Genomic DNA, 16667 nt, shown 5'->3' on the forward strand with positions numbered 1-16667 from the left:
GCATTATTCACCGTAATTGACCAATAAAAACGGCCATTGGGGTCGAACCACAGAGTAAGGGAGCTCAAACTAAAATGTCAGACGAACTGCATTTTCTGAGCCGGGCGGTTGCTGCGGGAAAACTTAGCCGGCGTGATTTCCTCGGCCGCGCTGCGGCGCTGGGCGTGGGCGCCGCGCTGGCCAACACGATGCTGTCGGGCGCGGCCCGTGCACAGGCGCCGCAGAAGGGCGGCGCCCTGAAGATGGGCCTGGTGGGCGGCGAATCCACCAACAGCCTCGACCCTGCCCAGTTCCTCACCCAGGTGCCGCAGAATTTCGGCTCCACATGGGGCGAGCTTCTGGTGCTCCAGTCGCCGGAAGACGGCACCGCGCAGCCGGTGCTGGCCGAATCCTGGGACGCCTCCGACGACGCCGCCGAATGGTCGTTCAAGATCCGCAAGGGCGTGACCTTCCACAACGGCAAGGACCTGACGCCCGAGGACGTGGCGCAGACCATCCGCCGCCATTCCGATGAAAAGACCAAGTCGGCCGCACTGGGCGTGCTGGGCGACATCAACGAGGTCGTGGTCGACGGCGACAACGTCGTCTTCAAGCTCAAGCGCGGCAATGCCGACCTGCCGCTGCTGCTGACCGACTACCATCTGATCATCCAGCCGAACGGCGGCTTTGACGACCCGACCGCGGGCATCGGCACCGGCCCCTACAAGGTCGAGGTCAACGAGCCCGGCGTGCGCCACATGTCGGTGAAATATGACGGCTACTGGCGCGACGACGTCGGCCATGTCGATTCGGTCGAGGTGATCGTCATGAACGACACCACCGCCCGCATGGCGGCGCTGCAATCGGGCCAGGTCCATATCATCAACCGTGTGGAGCCGAAGACGGTCGGCCTGCTCAAGCGTGCACCGGGCGTCGTCGTCGTCAACGTGCCGTCGAAGGGCCACTACATCTTCCCGATGTTCTGCAACACCGCGCCGTTCGACAATGCGGACCTGCGCATGGCGCTCAAGCTCGCCGTTGACCGCGAGCAGATGGTGCAGCAGATCATGCAGGGCTACGCCTCGATCGGCAACGATTTCCCGATCAGCAAGAGCTACGCGCTCTATCCCGAAGGCATCGAGCAGCGCACCTACGATCCGGACAAGGCGAAGTTCCACTTCGAGAAATCCGGGCACAGCGGCCCGATCCTGCTGCGCACCTCCGATGTCGCCTTCCCCGGCGCGGTGGACGCGGCGCAGCTCTTCCAGCAGCAGGCCGCCAAGGCCGGAATCCAGCTCCAGGTGCAGCGCGAGCCCGGCGACGGCTACTGGACCGAGGTGTGGAACAAACAGCCCTTCTGCGCGTCCTACTGGGGCGGGCGGCCGACGCAGGATTCCATGTATTCGACCGCCTACATCACCGGCGCCGACTGGAACGACACGCGTTTCTTCAACGAGAAGTTCGACAAGATCATTCTCGATGCGCGCGCCGAGCTGGACAACGCCAAGCGCACCGAACTCTATCGCGAGGCGGCGATGATCGTGCGTGACGACGGCGGCCTGATCCTGCCGATGTTCAACGACTTCATCGATGCCCATCGCGAGGAGGTGCAGGGCTGGGTCCTCGACCCGAACCACGAGACCTCCAACCTCAGGGCCGCCACCCGCGTCTGGCTGAAGCAGGGCTGAGACGCGCCTGATGGGAAGTACGCTTATTCTGCGGCTGATCGCCCAGCGCCTCGCGCTGGGCGTTCTCCTCCTTTTCGCCGTCTCGGTGCTGATCTTCGCGGGCACCCAGATCCTGCCCGGAGACGTGGCCCAGTCGATCCTCGGGCAGGCGGCGACGCCGCAGGCGCTGGAGAACCTGCGCCGCGACCTCGGCCTCAACGACCCGGCCTATATCCGCTATTTCCGCTGGCTGGGCGGCGTGTTGACCGGCGATTTCGGCACCGCGCTCTCCAACGGGCGCGACATCGCCGACGCGCTCGGCGGCCGGCTGAAGAACACCCTGTTCCTTGCCGCCTGCGCGGCGGTGATCTCGGTGCCGCTGGCCATCCTGCTCGGGCTGCTGGCCGTGCGCTACCGCAACGGCGTCATCGACAAGGCGATCTCCGGCTTCGCGCTGGCCTCGACCTCGCTGCCGGAATTCTTCATCGGCTATCTGCTGATCCTGTTCTTCGCCGTCGAGTTGCAATGGTTTCCCGCCAGTTCGACCGTCTTCGACACCATGTCGTTCGGTGCCAGGATCCAGGCCATCGCCCTGCCGGCGATCACCCTGACGCTGGTGGTGCTGGCGCACATGATGCGCATGACGCGCGCGGCGATCCTCAACGTCATGCAATCGGCCTATATCGAGACGGCCGAGCTGAAGGGCCTGTCGGCCTTCGAGATCATCCGCAATCACGCCATGCCCAACGCGGTGGCGCCCATCGTCAATGTGGTGATGCTGAACCTTGCCTATCTCATCGTCGGCGTCGTCGTCGTGGAGGTGATCTTCGTCTATCCCGGCATGGGCCAGTATCTGGTCGACCACGTTTCCAAGCGCGACGTGCCGGTGGTGCAGGCCGTCGGCCTGATCTTCGCCGCCGTCTATATCGGCCTCAACATGATCGCGGACATCGTGGCCATCCTGGCCAATCCCCGCCTCAGGCATCCGAAGTGAGGACCGCGCGTGCTTGACCTGAAACGCATTCCCGTGAGCGCCCTGATCGGCCTCTTCCTGACGGCACTGTTCCTCTTCGCGGCCCTGTTCGCCCCGTGGATTGCGCCCTATGGCAATGGCGAGATCGTCGGCGACGTGTGGGGGCCGATTTCGGCCACGCATCTGCTCGGCACCGACAATCTCGGCCGCGACCTGCTCTCACGCATGATCTACGGCGCGCGCATCACCATCTTCATCGCGGTGGCGGCGACGGCGCTGTCCTTCATCCTCGGCTCGGTGCTCGGCTTCACCGCCGCCGTGGTGGGCGGATGGCTCGACCAGACCATGTCGCGCTTCGTCGACCTCCTGATGTCGATCCCGACGCTGATCTTCGCACTGGTGGTGCTTTCGGTGCTGCCGTCGACACTGGTCACGCTCATCCTCGTCATGGGCATTCTCGACGCCACCCGCGTCTATCGCCTTGCGCGCGCCGTGGCGGTCGACATCAACGTCATGGATTTCGTGGAGGCGGCCAAGCTGCGCGGCGAAGGCCGGTCCTGGATCATCTTCCGCGAGATCCTGCCTAATGCGCTGTCGCCGCTGGTGGCGGAGCTCGGCCTGCGCTTCATCTTCGCGGTGCTGTTCCTGTCGGCGCTTTCCTTCCTCGGCCTCGGCGTGCAACCGCCGAATGCCGACTGGGGCGGCATGGTCAAGGAAAACAAGGACGGCATCGTGTTCGGCATCCCGGCGGCACTGATCCCGGCCGGCGCCATCGCGCTCCTGGCAATCTCGGTCAACCTCGTCGCCGACTGGGTGCTGAACCGAACCTCCGACCTGAAGGGAGGCCGCGGCAATGGCTGAACGGACGAAGACGAACCCGCAGCGCCCCGGCACCGGAACGCTGCTCGACATCCGCAACCTGCGCATCGAGGCGACGGTCTATCCCCCCGGCGAAGACCCGAAGAACGTGGTCATCGTCGACGACGTGTCGCTCACGGTCGAGCGCGGCAAGGTGCTGGGCCTGATCGGCGAATCCGGCGCCGGCAAGTCGACCATCGGCCTGTCGACGATGGGCTATGGCCGCGGCGGCGTGCGCATCACCGGCGGCGAGGTCATCCTCAACGGCCGCGACATCCTCAGGAGCGAGCGGGGCCTGCGCAAGCTGCGCGGCAAGGAGGTGTGCTACGTCGCCCAGTCGGCGGCGGCGGCCTTCAATCCGGCCCACAAGCTCATGCGGCAGGTGGTCGAAGCCACGCTCGAACATGGCGTGTCGAACCGCGAGGAGGCCGAGAAGCGGGCCGTCGACCTGTTCCGCCAGCTCAGCCTTCCCGATCCCGAGAACATCGGCGACCGCTATCCGCATCAGGTGTCCGGCGGGCAGTTGCAGCGCGTCATGACGGCGATGGCGCTGTGCTCGAAACCCGACCTCATCGTCTTCGACGAGCCGACCACCGCGCTCGACGTCACCACCCAGATCGACGTTCTGGCAGCGATCAAGAGGGCGATCCAGGACACCGGCGTGGCGGCGCTCTACATCACCCACGATCTCGCCGTGGTGGCCCAGGTGGCCGATGACATCATGGTGCTGCGCCACGGCAAGACCGTGGAATGGGGCGAAACCCGCCAGATCATCAAGGAGCCGAAGCAGGATTACACAAGGGCTCTGGTCTCGGTTCATGCGATCGACCATGACGAGCACACGCCGACCCCGACGCCGATCCTCTCGGTCGACAACGTCACCGCCTCCTATGGCGGCGGCAAGGTCAAGGTGCTGAAGAATGTCAGCGTCGACATCCATCCCGGCCAGACGCTGGCCGTGGTGGGCGAATCTGGCTCCGGCAAGTCGACGCTGGCGCGCGCCATCACCGGCCTGCTGCCGCCGGAGAGCGGAACCGTCAGCTTCGACGGGCGCGTGCTTGCCAACCGGCTGGCCGACCGCCCCAAGGAGGACCTGCGCCAGCTCCAGATGATCTACCAGATGGCGGACGTAGCAATGAACCCGCGCCAGACGGTGGGCACCATCATCGGCCGGCCGCTGGAATTCTATTTCGGCATGCGCGGTGCCGAGCGCAACCGGCGCGTGGCCGAACTGCTCGACAAGATCGAGATGGGCAAGGGCTTCGCCGACCGCTATCCGGCCGAGCTTTCGGGCGGCCAGAAGCAGCGCGTGTGCATTGCGCGTGCCCTCGCCGCGCGGCCGAAGCTGATCATCTGCGACGAGGTGACCTCGGCGCTCGACCCGCTGGTGGCGCACGGCATCCTCAAGCTGCTGCTCGACCTGCAGGCCGAGGAGGACGTGGCCTATCTGTTCATCACCCACGACCTCGCCACGGTGAAGGCCATCGCCGATTCCATCGCGGTGATGTATCGCGGCGAACTGGTGCGCTACGGCCCCAAGAGCAAGGTGCTGACGCCGCCGTTCGACGCCTATACCGACCTGTTGCTGTCCTCCGTGCCGGAAATGGAGATCGGCTGGCTGGAGACGGCGATCGCGAGCCGGCGTATGGAGGCAGCCGGCAACTGACGCCTGCTTCCGGAAGCCGCCGCCGCACGATGTTTCGAACAGGCCGCGCCATGTGAAGGGCGGCCATTATCCGGCGCGGGGCCCTTGTGTCGCGCCGCCGTCATGATGGAAACGCTATCGTGACGTTCGCAAAACCGAAGGGAAAACATGTCTGACGAACTGAACTATCACGCCGCAAGATTGGCGCGGGGCGCCATGTCCCGTCGCGAATTCCTGGGCCGCGCCGCAGCGCTCGGCGTCTCGGCCATCGCCGCCGACGCCCTGATGGGCAAGGCGCTGGCGCAGACCCCTGTGCGCGGCGGCATTCTCAGGGCCGGCCTGCAAGGCGGCGAATCCACCAACACGCTCGACCCCGCGCTCAATCTCAGCCAGGTTCCGTTCAATTTCTGCAAGCAATGGGGCGAGTTCCTGTTCCGGCTGAACCGCGACGGTTCGCTGGAAAACCGGATTGCCGAGGATATCGGCGCCTCGGCCGACGCCCGCACATGGACGATGAAGATCCGCGACGGCATCGAGTTCCACAACGGCAAGACGGTGACCGCCGAAGACGTTGCCGCCACCATCGAACGCCATGCCGACGAGACGTCGAAATCCGGCGCACTCGGCATCCTTAAGAACATCAAGGCCGTGAAGGCGGACGGGCGCGAGGTGATCGTCACGCTGGCCGAGCCGGACGCCGACTTCCCCTATCTGATGGCCGACTACCATCTGGTCATCCAGCCCAATGGCGGCAAGGACGATCCGGCCGCCGGCATCAGCGCCGGCCCCTACAAGGTGGCGGCGAACGAGCCCGGCATCCGCTATGTCGGCGAACGCTTCACCAATTTCTGGGACGCGGATCGCCTCGGCTTCGCCGACCAGGTCGAGATCATCGTCATCAACGACCCGACCGCGCGCATCTCCGCCCTGCAAAGCGGGCAGGTGCACATGATCAACCGGGTGGAGCCGAAGATCGTCGAGCTGGTCCAGCGTGTCCCGGGCGTGTCGATCGAGAACGTGTCGGGCAAGGGCTACTATCCCTTCAACATGTTCTGCGACACCGCACCCTTCGACAACAACGACCTGCGCATGGCCCTGAAGCTCGCCATGGACCGCGAGCAGATGCTGCAGCAGATCCTGCGCGGCTACGGCACCGTCGGCAACGACTTTCCGATCAATGCGGCCTATCCGCTGTTCTCGGACGACGTCGAGCAGCGCGTCTTCGATCCCGACAAGGCGGCCGAGTTCTACAAGAAGTCCGGCCATAGCGGCCCGATCGTGCTGCGGACCTCCGAGGTCGCCTTTCCCGGCGCGGTCGATGCCGCCCAGCTTTACCAGCAAAGCTGCGCCAAGGCCGGCATCCAGATCGAGATCCGCCGCGAGCCGGGCGACGGCTACTGGTCCGAAGTGTGGAACAAGCAGCCCTTCTGCCTCTCCTACTGGGGCGGACGTTCGACCCAGGACCAGATGTATTCGACCGGCTACGCCTCGGATGCGGACTGGAACGACACCCGCTTCAAGCGGCCGGAGTTCGACAAGATGCTCTATGCGGCACGCGCCGAACTCGACGAGGGCAAGCGCAAGGCGATCTATCGCGACATGGCGGTCATGATGCGCGACGAGGGCGGGCTGATCGTGCCCTTCTTCAACCAGTTCATCGACGCGGTCCTGACCTCGAAAATCGGCGGTTACAACAAGCACACCGAGGGCGAGTTGATGGACGGCTATGCGCTGGCCGAATGCTGGCTCGCCGCATAGAAACCGCCACCTTGACGAGCCCGTCGGCAGGCGCCGGCGGGCTGCCCCACCGAAATCCCCTCCTGACGGCAAAGCCGGCATGGAAACTTGCGGAGCCTGCCATGGCGCTGAACACCAAGCTGCTGCTCATCATTCTCGACGGCGTGCCGTGGCGCAACTGGCGCCGGCTGTTCGGCAATCTGGAAGGCTGGGTGCAATCGGGGGACGCGCGGGTGTGGAAGATGCGCTCGGTGCTGCCGTCCACATCGGCCTGCTGCTACGCCTCCATCCATACCGGGACGCCGCCCCAGATTCACGGCATCCTTTCCAACGAGAACCGTTTCCGGGTCGAGCAGCCCGACCTGTTTTCCGAGATTTCGAAGGCCGGCGGCAAGACCGGCGCGGTGACCCATTCCTACTGGTCGGAATTCTTCAACCGCTATCCCTTCGATCTCGTCGAGGACATGGAATATGACGAGCCGGGCGGGCCGATCACCCATGGCCGCTTCCACACCATGACCGGCTACAACGGCACCAACCAGATGACGCCGAGCGATGTCGACCTGTTCGCCACGCTGACCATGCTGACAAGGCGCCACGGCATCGACTACGGTATCCTGCATACCTGCACGCTGGATTCCATGGGCCATCGCTTCGGCCACGACTGCACGGAAATGGACCATGCCTGCTATGCCATGGATGGCATGCTGGCAGCCTTCCTGCCGAAATGGCGCGAGGCGGGCTATGAGGTGATCGTCACCGCCGACCATGGCCAGACCGACCGCGGCCATCACGGCGGCCGGGAAGACGACCAGCAGGATTTCGCCCTCTACTATTTCGGCAAAGGCAAGGGGCCCGACGATACGGCGCTGCTGGACCAGCTCCAGCTTGCACCGACAGTGCTCAATCTGCTTGGCCTTGCCGCACCGGCCAGCATGAAGGCCAAGCCCTTTCTGGTTTGACCTAAGCCGCCCCACCCGTCGCGTATAGGTGCGGCGGCAAGGGCGGGTCACTCCTGCAGCCAGCAGGACGCCAGGGCCAGGCCGGACATGAGCTCGCCGACCGGGTGCGGCTGGTAACCGCCCACCTTGTCGGAAACGGCATCCACCCAGTCGTTGAAGACGGGGATGATGGCGCCACCCTCGTCATGCACAATCATGGCGATGTCCCGGTACATGGCCTTGCGCTTGCCTTCATCCAGTTCCGCCCGCGCGGCAACCACCATCCTGTCGAAATCCTCGCGGCGGAAGCGGGTTTCGTTCCAGTCGGCGCTGGAGATGTAGGCCGTCGAATATTGCTGGTCCTGGGTGGGGCGCCCGACCCAGTAGGACGCCGAGAACGGCGAGACGTTCCACACCTCGGCCCAGTAGCCGTCGCCCGGCTCGCGCCGGACATCGAGCGTGATGCCGGCCCTGGCCGCGCTCTGTTGGAAAAGCTGGGCGGCATCGACCGCGCCGGGGAAGGCCACATCCGAGGTTTGCAGCACGATCGGCCCTTCATGGCCCGACTTCTTGTAGTGGAACGCCGCCTTGTCCGGGTCGAAGCCGCGCTGCTCGATGTCGTCGGAAAACAGCGGATAGGCCTTGTTGACCGGAATGTCGTTGCCGACGGTGCCGTAGCCGGCAAGGATCTTGTCGACCATCTCCTGCCGATCGATGGCATATTTCAGCGCCAGCCTGAGGTCGTTGTTGTCGAAGGGCGGCGTGATGCACTGCATGGCAAACACATAGTGGGCGCTGCCGGTAATGTTCTGGATGGTGACGCCGGGAAGCCGCTTGACCAGTTCCACGACCTTGGGCTCGACCCGGTTCATCATGTGGACCTGACCGGAGCGCAAGGCGGCCATGCGCGCGGCCGAATCGTTGATGACGATGATCTCGACCTGCTCGGCATGGCCCCGCGCATCCGGCGCCCAGTAGCCGTCATAGCGCTCGCCGATCTCACGCACGCCCGGCTCATGCGCGGCGATCCTGTAGGGTCCGGTGCCGATGCCGGCCTCGGGCGCATCCTTGCCGCCGTCCGGCTGGATGATGAGATGGTAGTCGGTCATCAGATAGGGCAGGTCGGCATTGGCCTCCTTGAGCGTGACGATGAAGTCGTCGCCTTCCGCCTTCAGCGTCTCGATGCCGCGCAGCACGCCGAGCGCGCCCGACTTGGTGTCCTCGCCGGCATGGCGCTCGATCGTCGCGCGCACATCCTCGGCCGTCACCTCCTTGCCATTGTGGAAGGTGACGCCCTTGCGGATCTTGAAGGTCCAGGTCCTGGCGTCCGCCGAGGCTCCATATTCGGTCGCCAGAAACGGCACCAGCGAGCCGTCGGGCGCCACATCCAGCAGTTTCTCGCCCCAGCAGCGGGCAAAGGCGCCCTTGACCTGATTGTTGATGGCGGCGGGATCGAGGCCGTCGGTAGATTCGCCGCCGACCAGCCCGGCCTTCAGCGCACCGCCCTTCACCGGGCCGCCCGCCCGCGCGGCGTTCGACAGAAGCAGCGAGGCCATGGGCGCGGCGACGCCAAGAGCCGCCGCGCGGCCGAGAAAAGCGCGACGGCTGAGGCGGTTGGCCACCACGCAACGGCTCAGGAAGTCCAGTTCGTCCGACATGTGCGTTCCCCTTCTTCTGCGTTCAGGACTGGTGATGCCACTCGCCCTTGCCGAGCGAGCGAATGGCTTCGACGATGCGGCTGAAGCTGTCACGGGCGCGCGCCACGGTATGGCGGGCGCGCAGATAGCCGTGCACGAGCCCCGGCTCGTCGATCCATCGCGCCTTGCCGCCGGCCGCGACGATCCTGTCGCGATAGTCGCGGCCATCATCCGAAAGCGGATCGCACTCGGCGGTGATCACCACCGTCGGGGGAAGGCCGGAATAGTCGGTGTCATTGAAGGGAGCGAAGGTGACATCGCCGGAGATGTCGCGCCCGCCGGCCCGCATGTCCCGGTAGTAGTCCATGTCGCGCACGCTGAGCAGCGGCGCATCGGCATGGGTGAGGTAGGAGCCCTGCCCCAGCTTGCCGCCGAGGCCGGGATAGACAAGCACCTGGCCGATGGCGGCGCGCTCATGGCCGCGCGTGGTGTGCGCCACGGCCGCAGCCAGGTTGCCGCCGGCGGAATCGCCGCTCAGCAGGATCGGCCGCGCATAGGTCCTCGCCGCCCACTCGAAGGCGGCGCGGCTGTCCTCATAGGCGGCGGGGTGGGTGTGTTCGGGCACCAGCCGGTAGTCGACCGACACGACCTTATAGCCAGTGCGCTGGCAGATTTCGGCGCAGACATCGTCATGGCTGTCGAGCCCGCCGAGGATGAAACCGCCACCATGGAAATAGAGCACCAGCGCCGCATCGTCGGGCCTGGCATTGCGGTAGATGCGGATCGGGATCGCATGGGTTGGCGTCTCGATGGCCGTCGTCTCGGCGCTCACGCCCTCGGGATAGCCGGCGTGGAATTCCCGGCACATGCGGTCATAGGTTCGTCGCTGCTCCTCGACGCTGTGGTCGACCGCGTCCGGCGGATAGAAGCTGTTGGTTCGGTCGATGAAGGCCCAGGTTTCGGCGTTGATGAGCTTTGCGTAATCTGCCATGGTTCTCCTCTTCTCCCGCACCCGGCCGGCACTTCACGTGGTCATTTGCCCTTCCACACCGGATCGCGCTTTTCGGCGAAGGCCCGCGCGCCTTCCTGATAGTCCTCGGAATCGTAAAGGATATCGACGGTGGGCAACTGCCTGCGCATGACCTTGTTCATGGCTTCCTGGAAGGGCAGCCCCTCTGTCATGCGGGCCGTCTCCTTGATGGCGGCGAAGACCAGCGGCGGGCCGCTTTCCAGCAGGCGCGCGATCTCCCACACGCGTTGCTCCAGCCCGTCGGCCGGCAGCACCTCGTTGACCAGGCCCCAGCGATGTGCCTCGGCCGCATCCATCCAGCGGCCGGTCAGCAGAAGGTCCATGGCCACGTGATAGGGCATGCGCCTGGGCAGCTTGATCGTGGCAGCGTCGGCCAGCGTGCCGGCGCGGATTTCAGGCAGGGCGAAGGAGGAATGCTCCGACGCGTAGATAAGGTCGCAGGAGAGCGCCAGCTCGAAGCCGCCGCCCACCGCCATGCCGTTGACGCAGGCAATCACCGGCTTGTTGAGGTCGCGCAGTTCCTGCAATCCGCCGAAACCGCCGACGCCATAGTCGCCATCAATCGGGTCGCCTTCGGCGGCCGCCTTGAGGTCCCAGCCGGCGCAGAAGAACTTTTCGCCGGCGGTCCTGAGGATGGCGACGCGCAGGTCCGGATCGTCGCGGAACGCCTTGAAGGTCTGGCCCATCAGCCGCGAGGTGGCGAGATCGATGGCGTTGGCCTTGGGCCGGTCGAGCGTGACTTCGAGGATGCCGCCCTCGCGGCGGGTTCTGATGACATCGGACATGACGCGCCTTAGTCTCCCTCCTGTGGGGATGTCGGGGTGCAGACCAGCAGCGCATCGGCGGTCCACGCGCCCCTGCCCTCATTGCAGACGATCAGCGGATTGATGTCGAGTTCCTCGATCCGGTCCGCATGCTCCAGCACGAAACGGGAGATGGCGAGGATGGCATCCACCGCAGCGGAGATGTCCGCCTTCGGCCGGCCGCGATAGCCATCGAGCAGCGGGAACAGCTTGAGGCCACGCAGGGCCGTCTCGATTTCCGCACGCGCGGCCGGCAGCAGAAGCGTGTCGCTGTCCTTGAGCAGTTCGACCAGCACGCCGCCGCTGCCGAGCGTCATGGCCTGCCCGAACACGGGATCGCGGGTGAAGCCGACGATCAGTTCGCCGGCCGCGCCCGCCACCATGCGTTCGACATAAAGCCCGATCCCGAGCGGCAGCAGCGCCGCGGCCGCATCCCGCACCTCGCCGGCGGACTTCAGGTTGAGCCGCACCGCGCCCAGTTCGCTCTTGTGGGCGACGCCCAGCGCCTTCAACGCGACGGGAAAGCCCAGGCTTTCGGCGGCGGCCACGGCCTCGGCCACGCTTGCGGCGCGCGCGCCTTGCGGCACGGCGAGGCCGGCACCGCGCAACAGCCGCTTGGCCTCGGCCTCGTCGAGAACCACCCTGCCCTCCCCCTTGTCGGAAGAACCGGCGTGGACTCCCCCAAGAGCGGACGCAGGGGGCCGGCTCCACGCCTTGCCGATGAAGGCGGCCGCATCGGCCGCATCGAGGGCCTCGACAATGCCGTGCAAGGGCACAATGCCGCGCTCCAGCAGCCGCTCGGCATGCGGTTCCGGCAGGTTTTCCGGTAGGGAGGCCACGATGGCGCCCAGCGCACCGTTGGCCCGCAAGGCCGCCTCGAAGGCATCGCATGCCGCCGCCCAGTCGGCATCCGAGCAGCGGTCTGTGCGCGGGAAATCCAGCAGCAGCAGATTGAGATCGAAGCCGCCGGCGACAAAGGCATCGAAGGCCGCCGTCATCGCCGCGCGATCGTTCCAGATGAAGGTGTGGTAGTCGAGCGGGTTGGACGCCGTCACCAACGGCCCAAGCACGGCCTTGACCCTCGCCTGATGCGCCGGTGAAAGCGCCGGGAAGGCGACGCTACGGCCCTCGGCCGTGTCGGCCATCACCGAGGCCTCGCCGCCCGAACAACTCATCGAGGACAGGCGGCTGCCGGGCAACGGCCCGACGGCGTGCACCAGCTTCAGGCTTTCCAGCAGCGATGGGATGGAATTGACGCGCGCGATGCCGAGCCGCTTGAGGAAGGCGTCCGAGCCGGCGTCGGAACCGGCCAGGGACGCCGTATGCGACACGGTGGCCGCCCGCGCCTGCTCCGATCTTCCGACTTTCATGGCCACGATCGGCTTGTTCAGCTCGCGTGCCCGCATCGCCAGCCACTCGAAACCGGCGACCGAGTCAAAACCCTCGATGTGGAGGCCGAGGCAGGAAACACGCTCGTCCTCGATGAGGCCGAGCGCCATTTCCGACAGGCCGGTCTGCGCCTGGTTGCCGGCCGTCATCAGATAGGCGAGCGGCAGGCCGCGCTGCTGCATCGTCATGTTGATCGCGATGTTGGAGGACTGGGTGATGATGGCCGCGCCGCGCTCGCCGGGCTTCAGACGCCGGCCGCCATGCTGGTCCGGCCACAGAAGCGCACCGTCGGCATAGTTGATGAGGCCGTAGCAGTTCGGCCCGATGACCGGCATGCTGCCGGCTGCCGCGATCAGTTCCCCTTGCAGGCGGGCGCCATCCTCGTCGTCAGCGCCGGCCTCCAGGAAGCCCGAGGCGAAGCAGATGGCCCCGCCCGCGCCCATCGCCGCCAGTTCCCGCACGATGTCGATGGTGGCGAAGCGGTTGACGCCGATGAACACGGCATCCGGCGCGCCAGGCAGGTCGGCAAGGGACGGATAGGCCCTGACGCCCTCGACCTCGGCACGCCTGGGGTGCACGGGCCAGACTTCACCGGCAAAGCCCATCTTCAGCGACTGCGCCACCACATTGGGCGCGAATGCCCCGCCGCCGACGACGGCGATGGATCCGGGGCGCAGAAGGCGTTCGAGGCGGTTCATTTTCCGGCCCCCCAGCACCCGCACCCCTGACCCCTCCCCACGAGGGGGAGGGGGACACACGGTTGCACAGAGCCACACACACATTGATGGTTCTGGCTCCAGCAGCGGCGAAGTCGTCCCCCTCCCCCTGGGGAGGGGTCAGGGGTGGAGGTATGAAACGCGAGAGGCTGCATCATCATCCCCCCACCGCCCTCAGCAAGGCGCGCGAGATGATGTGGCGCTGGATTTCGGAGGTGCCTTCCCAGATGCGCTCGACGCGGGCGTCGCGCCAGATGCGCTCCAGCGGCAGGTCGTCCATCAGGCCCATGCCGCCGTGGATCTGGATCGCCTCGTCGGCGACGAAGGCCAGCATTTCCGTGGCCTTCAGCTTGGCCATGGCCATGTCCTGATCGGTGACGGTGCCCTGATCGTATTTCCAGCCGGCCTCCATGATCATCAGCTCGGCCGCCTTCAATTCCGTCGCCATATCGGCCAGCTTGAAGGAAATGCCCTGGAACTTGCCGATCTGTTGCCCGAACTGCTCGCGCTGGGCGGCGTAGTCGATGGCATGCGAAAGCGCGCGTTCGGCCCGGCCCAGACAGGTGGCACCGACTTGCAGGCGGGTCGCGCCGAGCCAGCTATTGGCGACCTCGAAGCCCTTGTGCACCTTGCCAAGCACCTGTTCCTTCGGCAGGCGGCAATTGTCGAACTCCAGGATGGAGTTGGTGTAGCCGCGATGCGAGACGTTGCGGTAGCCGTCGCGCACGGTGAAGCCGGGCGTGCCCTTGTCGACGAAGAAGGCGGTGATCTTTTTGCGCTTGCCGCGCGGCCCGTCCTCCTCGCCTGACGCCATGAAGACGATGGCGAAATCGGCAATGTCGGCATGGCTGATGAAATGCTTGGTGCCGTTCAGCACCCAGTCATCGCCGTCCTGTACGGCACTCGCCTTCATGCCGCGCAGATCGGAGCCGGCGCCCGGCTCGGTCATGGCCAGGCAATCGGATTTCTCGCCGCGAATGCAGGGGTGGAGATATTTCTCCTTCTGCGCGTCCGTGCCGGCGAGCAGGATGTTGGACGGGCGCGCCACGCAGGTCCAGTGCAGCGCGTAATTGGCGCGGCCAAGCTCCTTTTCGTAAAGCAGCCAGGTGACTGTATCGAGCCCGGCGCCGCCCACCTCCTCCGGCATGTTGGCGGCGTAGAGACCGGCGGCGATGGCCTTCTGCTTGATCTCCCCGATCAGTTCGGGGCGCAGATGACCGGTGCGCTCCACCTCCGCTTCGTGCGGATAAAGCTCGTTCTCGACAAAGGCGCGCGTGGTCTCGACAATGGCGCGCTGTTCCTCGCTCAGGCCGAAATCCATCGCTTTACGCCTTCTGTTCGGAAGCCTGCCGCGACAGGCGCGCGGCGTAGTCGTTGAGCAGCTCGCCGGCGCCCCAGCCCTTGCCGCCGTTCTGCCGGCCGAGCGCCTGCATCATGGCGACGAGATTGTCGTCGCGGATCTGTTCCAGTTCGCGGATCGACCATTTGCTGGACTGCTCGTCGGACTGGCCGGCGATCAGGTCGACCAGCTCGTCGTTGAACTCGGGCACGTCCATCAGCTTGGTCCAAGGCCATTTCAGGCAGGGGCCGAACTGGGCCATGAAATGGCGCATGCCGGCCTCGCCGCCGGCGATGCGGTAGACCTGGAACATGCCCATCTGCGCCCAGCGCAGGCCAAAGGAATAACGCATGATGTCGTCGAGTTCCTCGACGGTGCAGATGCCGTCCTTGATCAGCCACAGCGCCTCGCGCCACATGGCTTCGAGCAGGCGGTCGCCGACGAAGGCCTCGATCTCCTTGCGCACCACCACCGGCTTCATGCCGATGGATGCGTAGATTTCCTTTGCCTTCTCGACGGCATCCGGCGCGGTCCCGTCACCGGCCACCACCTCGACCAGCGGCAGCAGATAGACCGGGTTGAACGGATGACCGACCACCAGCCGCTCGGGATGCTTCGTCATCGCCGACTGCATGTCGCTCGGCTTGATGCCGGAGGTGGAAGAACCGATGACCGCCCCGGCCCGGGCGTGTGCGTCGATCTCGGCCAGCACCTTGTGCTTCAGGTCGAGCCGCTCCGGCACGCTTTCCTGGATGAAACCGGCATCGGCCACCGCCTCGGCGATGGACCTGGCGAAGGTGAGCCTGCCTTCCCGCGGCAGGCCGCCGGGCAGCATCTGGGCATAGGCGCGGCGCGCGCCCTGCATCACTTCGTCCACCTTGCGCGCGGCTTCCGGGTCGGGGTCGAAGATGGAAACGTCGATGCCGTTGAGCAGCAGGCGCGCGACCCAGCCCGCGCCGATCACTCCGCCGCCGATGGCGGCCGCTTTCTGGATGGTCATGTCACGTGGGCTCCCGAGTTATCCCCTCACAGGCCTATGCCACGACTGGCGCGCGCTTGGTGAGGTTCAGCCTGCTTCGCACTTCCTCCGGCCCGATGACGCGCGCGCCGAGGTTTTCGATGATCGTCACCGCGCGCTCCACAAGCTGGGCGTTGGTGGCGAGTTGCCCCTTGCCGAGCCACAGATTGTCCTCCAGCCCGACGCGGACATTGCCGCCGGCCAGCACGGCCGCGGCCGCATAGGCCATCTGGTTGCGGCCAAGCGAGAAGGCCGAGAAGGTCCACTCCTTCGGCACATTGTTGACCATGGCCATGAAGGTGTTGAGGTCGTCCGGCGCACCCCACGGCACGCCCATGCAAAGCTGCACCAGCGCGTCGGGCTTGAGCACGCCTTCCTTGACCAGCTCCTTGGCGAACCAAAGATGGCCGGTGTCGAAGGCCTCGACCTCGGGCTTGACGCCCATTTCGGTCATCATGGAGCCCATGGCACGCAGCATGCCGGGGGTGTTGGTCATCACATAGTCGGCCTCGGCGAAATTCATGGTGCCGCAGTCGAGCGTGCAGATTTCCGGCAGGCACTGGCGCACATGCTCCATGCGCTCGGTGGCGCCGGCCATGTCGGTGCCCTGCTCCTTCAGCGGCAGCGGCGCCTCCGGGGAGCCGAACACCATGTCTCCGCCCATGCCGGCGGTGAGGTTCAGCACCACGTCGACATCGGCGTCGCGGATACGCTCGGTCACCTCGCGATAGAGGTGGATGTCGCGGCGCGGCTTGCCGGTCTCGGGGTCGCGCACATGGCAATGCACGATCGCGGCGCCCGCCTTGGCCGCCTCGATGGCCGAATCGGCGATCTGCTTGGGCGAGCGCGGCACGTGCGGGCTGCGATCCTGGGTGCCGCCAGACCCGGTGACGGCACAGGTAATGAACACCTCGCGATTCATCTCGAGCGGCATG

At 65.9% G+C, this 16667-nt stretch carries 13 protein-coding genes; 6 read left to right on the top strand and 7 right to left on the bottom strand.

Annotated elements, in window-relative coordinates:
* Positions 1 to 74 precede the first annotated feature (74 nt).
* The 6 genes from ABID37_RS23290 to ABID37_RS23315 all read left to right on the top strand — a co-directional run bounded on the left by ABID37_RS23290 (position 75) and on the right by ABID37_RS23315 (position 7821).
* Positions 75 to 1667, top strand: coding sequence for an ABC transporter substrate-binding protein (locus ABID37_RS23290; protein WP_354199202.1), 1593 nt, complete (start codon positions 75 to 77; stop codon positions 1665 to 1667).
* 10 nt (positions 1668 to 1677) lie between these two features.
* Positions 1678 to 2640, top strand: a complete 963-nt coding sequence (locus tag ABID37_RS23295; RefSeq protein ID WP_354199204.1) for an ABC transporter permease — start codon at positions 1678 to 1680, stop codon at positions 2638 to 2640.
* A gap of 9 nt (positions 2641 to 2649) precedes the next feature.
* Positions 2650 to 3480 carry an ABC transporter permease gene (locus ABID37_RS23300; RefSeq protein ID WP_354199206.1) on the top strand — a complete coding sequence of 277 codons (831 nt, stop codon included), beginning with the start codon at positions 2650 to 2652 and terminating at the stop codon, positions 3478 to 3480.
* A complete protein-coding gene (locus ABID37_RS23305; RefSeq protein WP_354199208.1) occupies positions 3473 to 5143 on the top strand; it encodes an ABC transporter ATP-binding protein in 1671 nt (556 codons plus the stop codon). Before ABID37_RS23300 ends, ABID37_RS23305 begins: the two co-directional genes overlap by 8 nt.
* A 147-nt stretch (positions 5144 to 5290) precedes the next feature.
* A complete protein-coding gene (locus ABID37_RS23310; protein ID WP_354199210.1) occupies positions 5291 to 6880 on the top strand; it encodes an ABC transporter substrate-binding protein in 1590 nt (529 codons plus the stop codon).
* Between the two features lie 101 nt (positions 6881 to 6981).
* A complete protein-coding gene (locus tag ABID37_RS23315) occupies positions 6982 to 7821 on the top strand; it encodes an alkaline phosphatase family protein (RefSeq protein WP_354199212.1) in 840 nt (279 codons plus the stop codon).
* A gap of 47 nt (positions 7822 to 7868) precedes the next feature.
* Here the strand turns inward: ABID37_RS23315 and ABID37_RS23320 are convergent, their stop codons facing one another.
* The 7 genes from ABID37_RS23320 to bcoG all read right to left on the bottom strand — a co-directional run bounded on the left by ABID37_RS23320 (position 7869) and on the right by bcoG (position 16666).
* The gene (locus ABID37_RS23320; protein WP_354199214.1) at positions 7869 to 9458 is read right to left on the bottom strand and encodes an ABC transporter substrate-binding protein; all 1590 of its coding nucleotides are present in this window, start codon (positions 9456 to 9458) and stop codon (positions 7869 to 7871) included.
* Between the two features lie 22 nt (positions 9459 to 9480).
* Positions 9481 to 10428, bottom strand: coding sequence for an alpha/beta hydrolase (locus tag ABID37_RS23325; protein ID WP_354199216.1), 948 nt, complete (start codon positions 10426 to 10428; stop codon positions 9481 to 9483).
* Positions 10429 to 10469: 41 nt separating this feature from the next.
* Positions 10470 to 11252, bottom strand: coding sequence for a carnitinyl-CoA dehydratase (locus ABID37_RS23330; protein ID WP_354199218.1), 783 nt, complete (start codon positions 11250 to 11252; stop codon positions 10470 to 10472).
* Positions 11253 to 11260: 8 nt separating this feature from the next.
* Positions 11261 to 13357 carry an acetate--CoA ligase family protein gene (locus tag ABID37_RS23335; RefSeq protein ID WP_354199220.1) on the bottom strand — a complete coding sequence of 699 codons (2097 nt, stop codon included), beginning with the start codon at positions 13355 to 13357 and terminating at the stop codon, positions 11261 to 11263.
* Between the two features lie 175 nt (positions 13358 to 13532).
* Positions 13533 to 14696 (bottom strand): acyl-CoA dehydrogenase family protein, encoded by a 1164-nt coding sequence (locus ABID37_RS23340; RefSeq protein WP_354199222.1) that lies wholly within the window; start codon positions 14694 to 14696, stop codon positions 13533 to 13535.
* 4 nt (positions 14697 to 14700) lie between these two features.
* Entirely contained in the window at positions 14701 to 15714 is a 1014-nt protein-coding gene (locus tag ABID37_RS23345; protein ID WP_354199224.1) for a carnitine 3-dehydrogenase, read from the bottom strand.
* A gap of 34 nt (positions 15715 to 15748) precedes the next feature.
* On the bottom strand, positions 15749 to 16666 hold the full coding sequence (gene bcoG, locus ABID37_RS23350) for a 3-dehydrocarnitine:acetyl-CoA trimethylamine transferase BcoG (protein ID WP_354199226.1): 918 nt from the start codon (positions 16664 to 16666) through the stop codon (positions 15749 to 15751).
* Position 16667: the final 1 nt, after the last annotated feature.

This window comes from Aquamicrobium terrae (genome assembly GCF_040545735.1).
In the GTDB taxonomy this organism is placed as follows: domain Bacteria; phylum Pseudomonadota; class Alphaproteobacteria; order Rhizobiales; family Rhizobiaceae; genus Mesorhizobium; species Mesorhizobium terrae_A.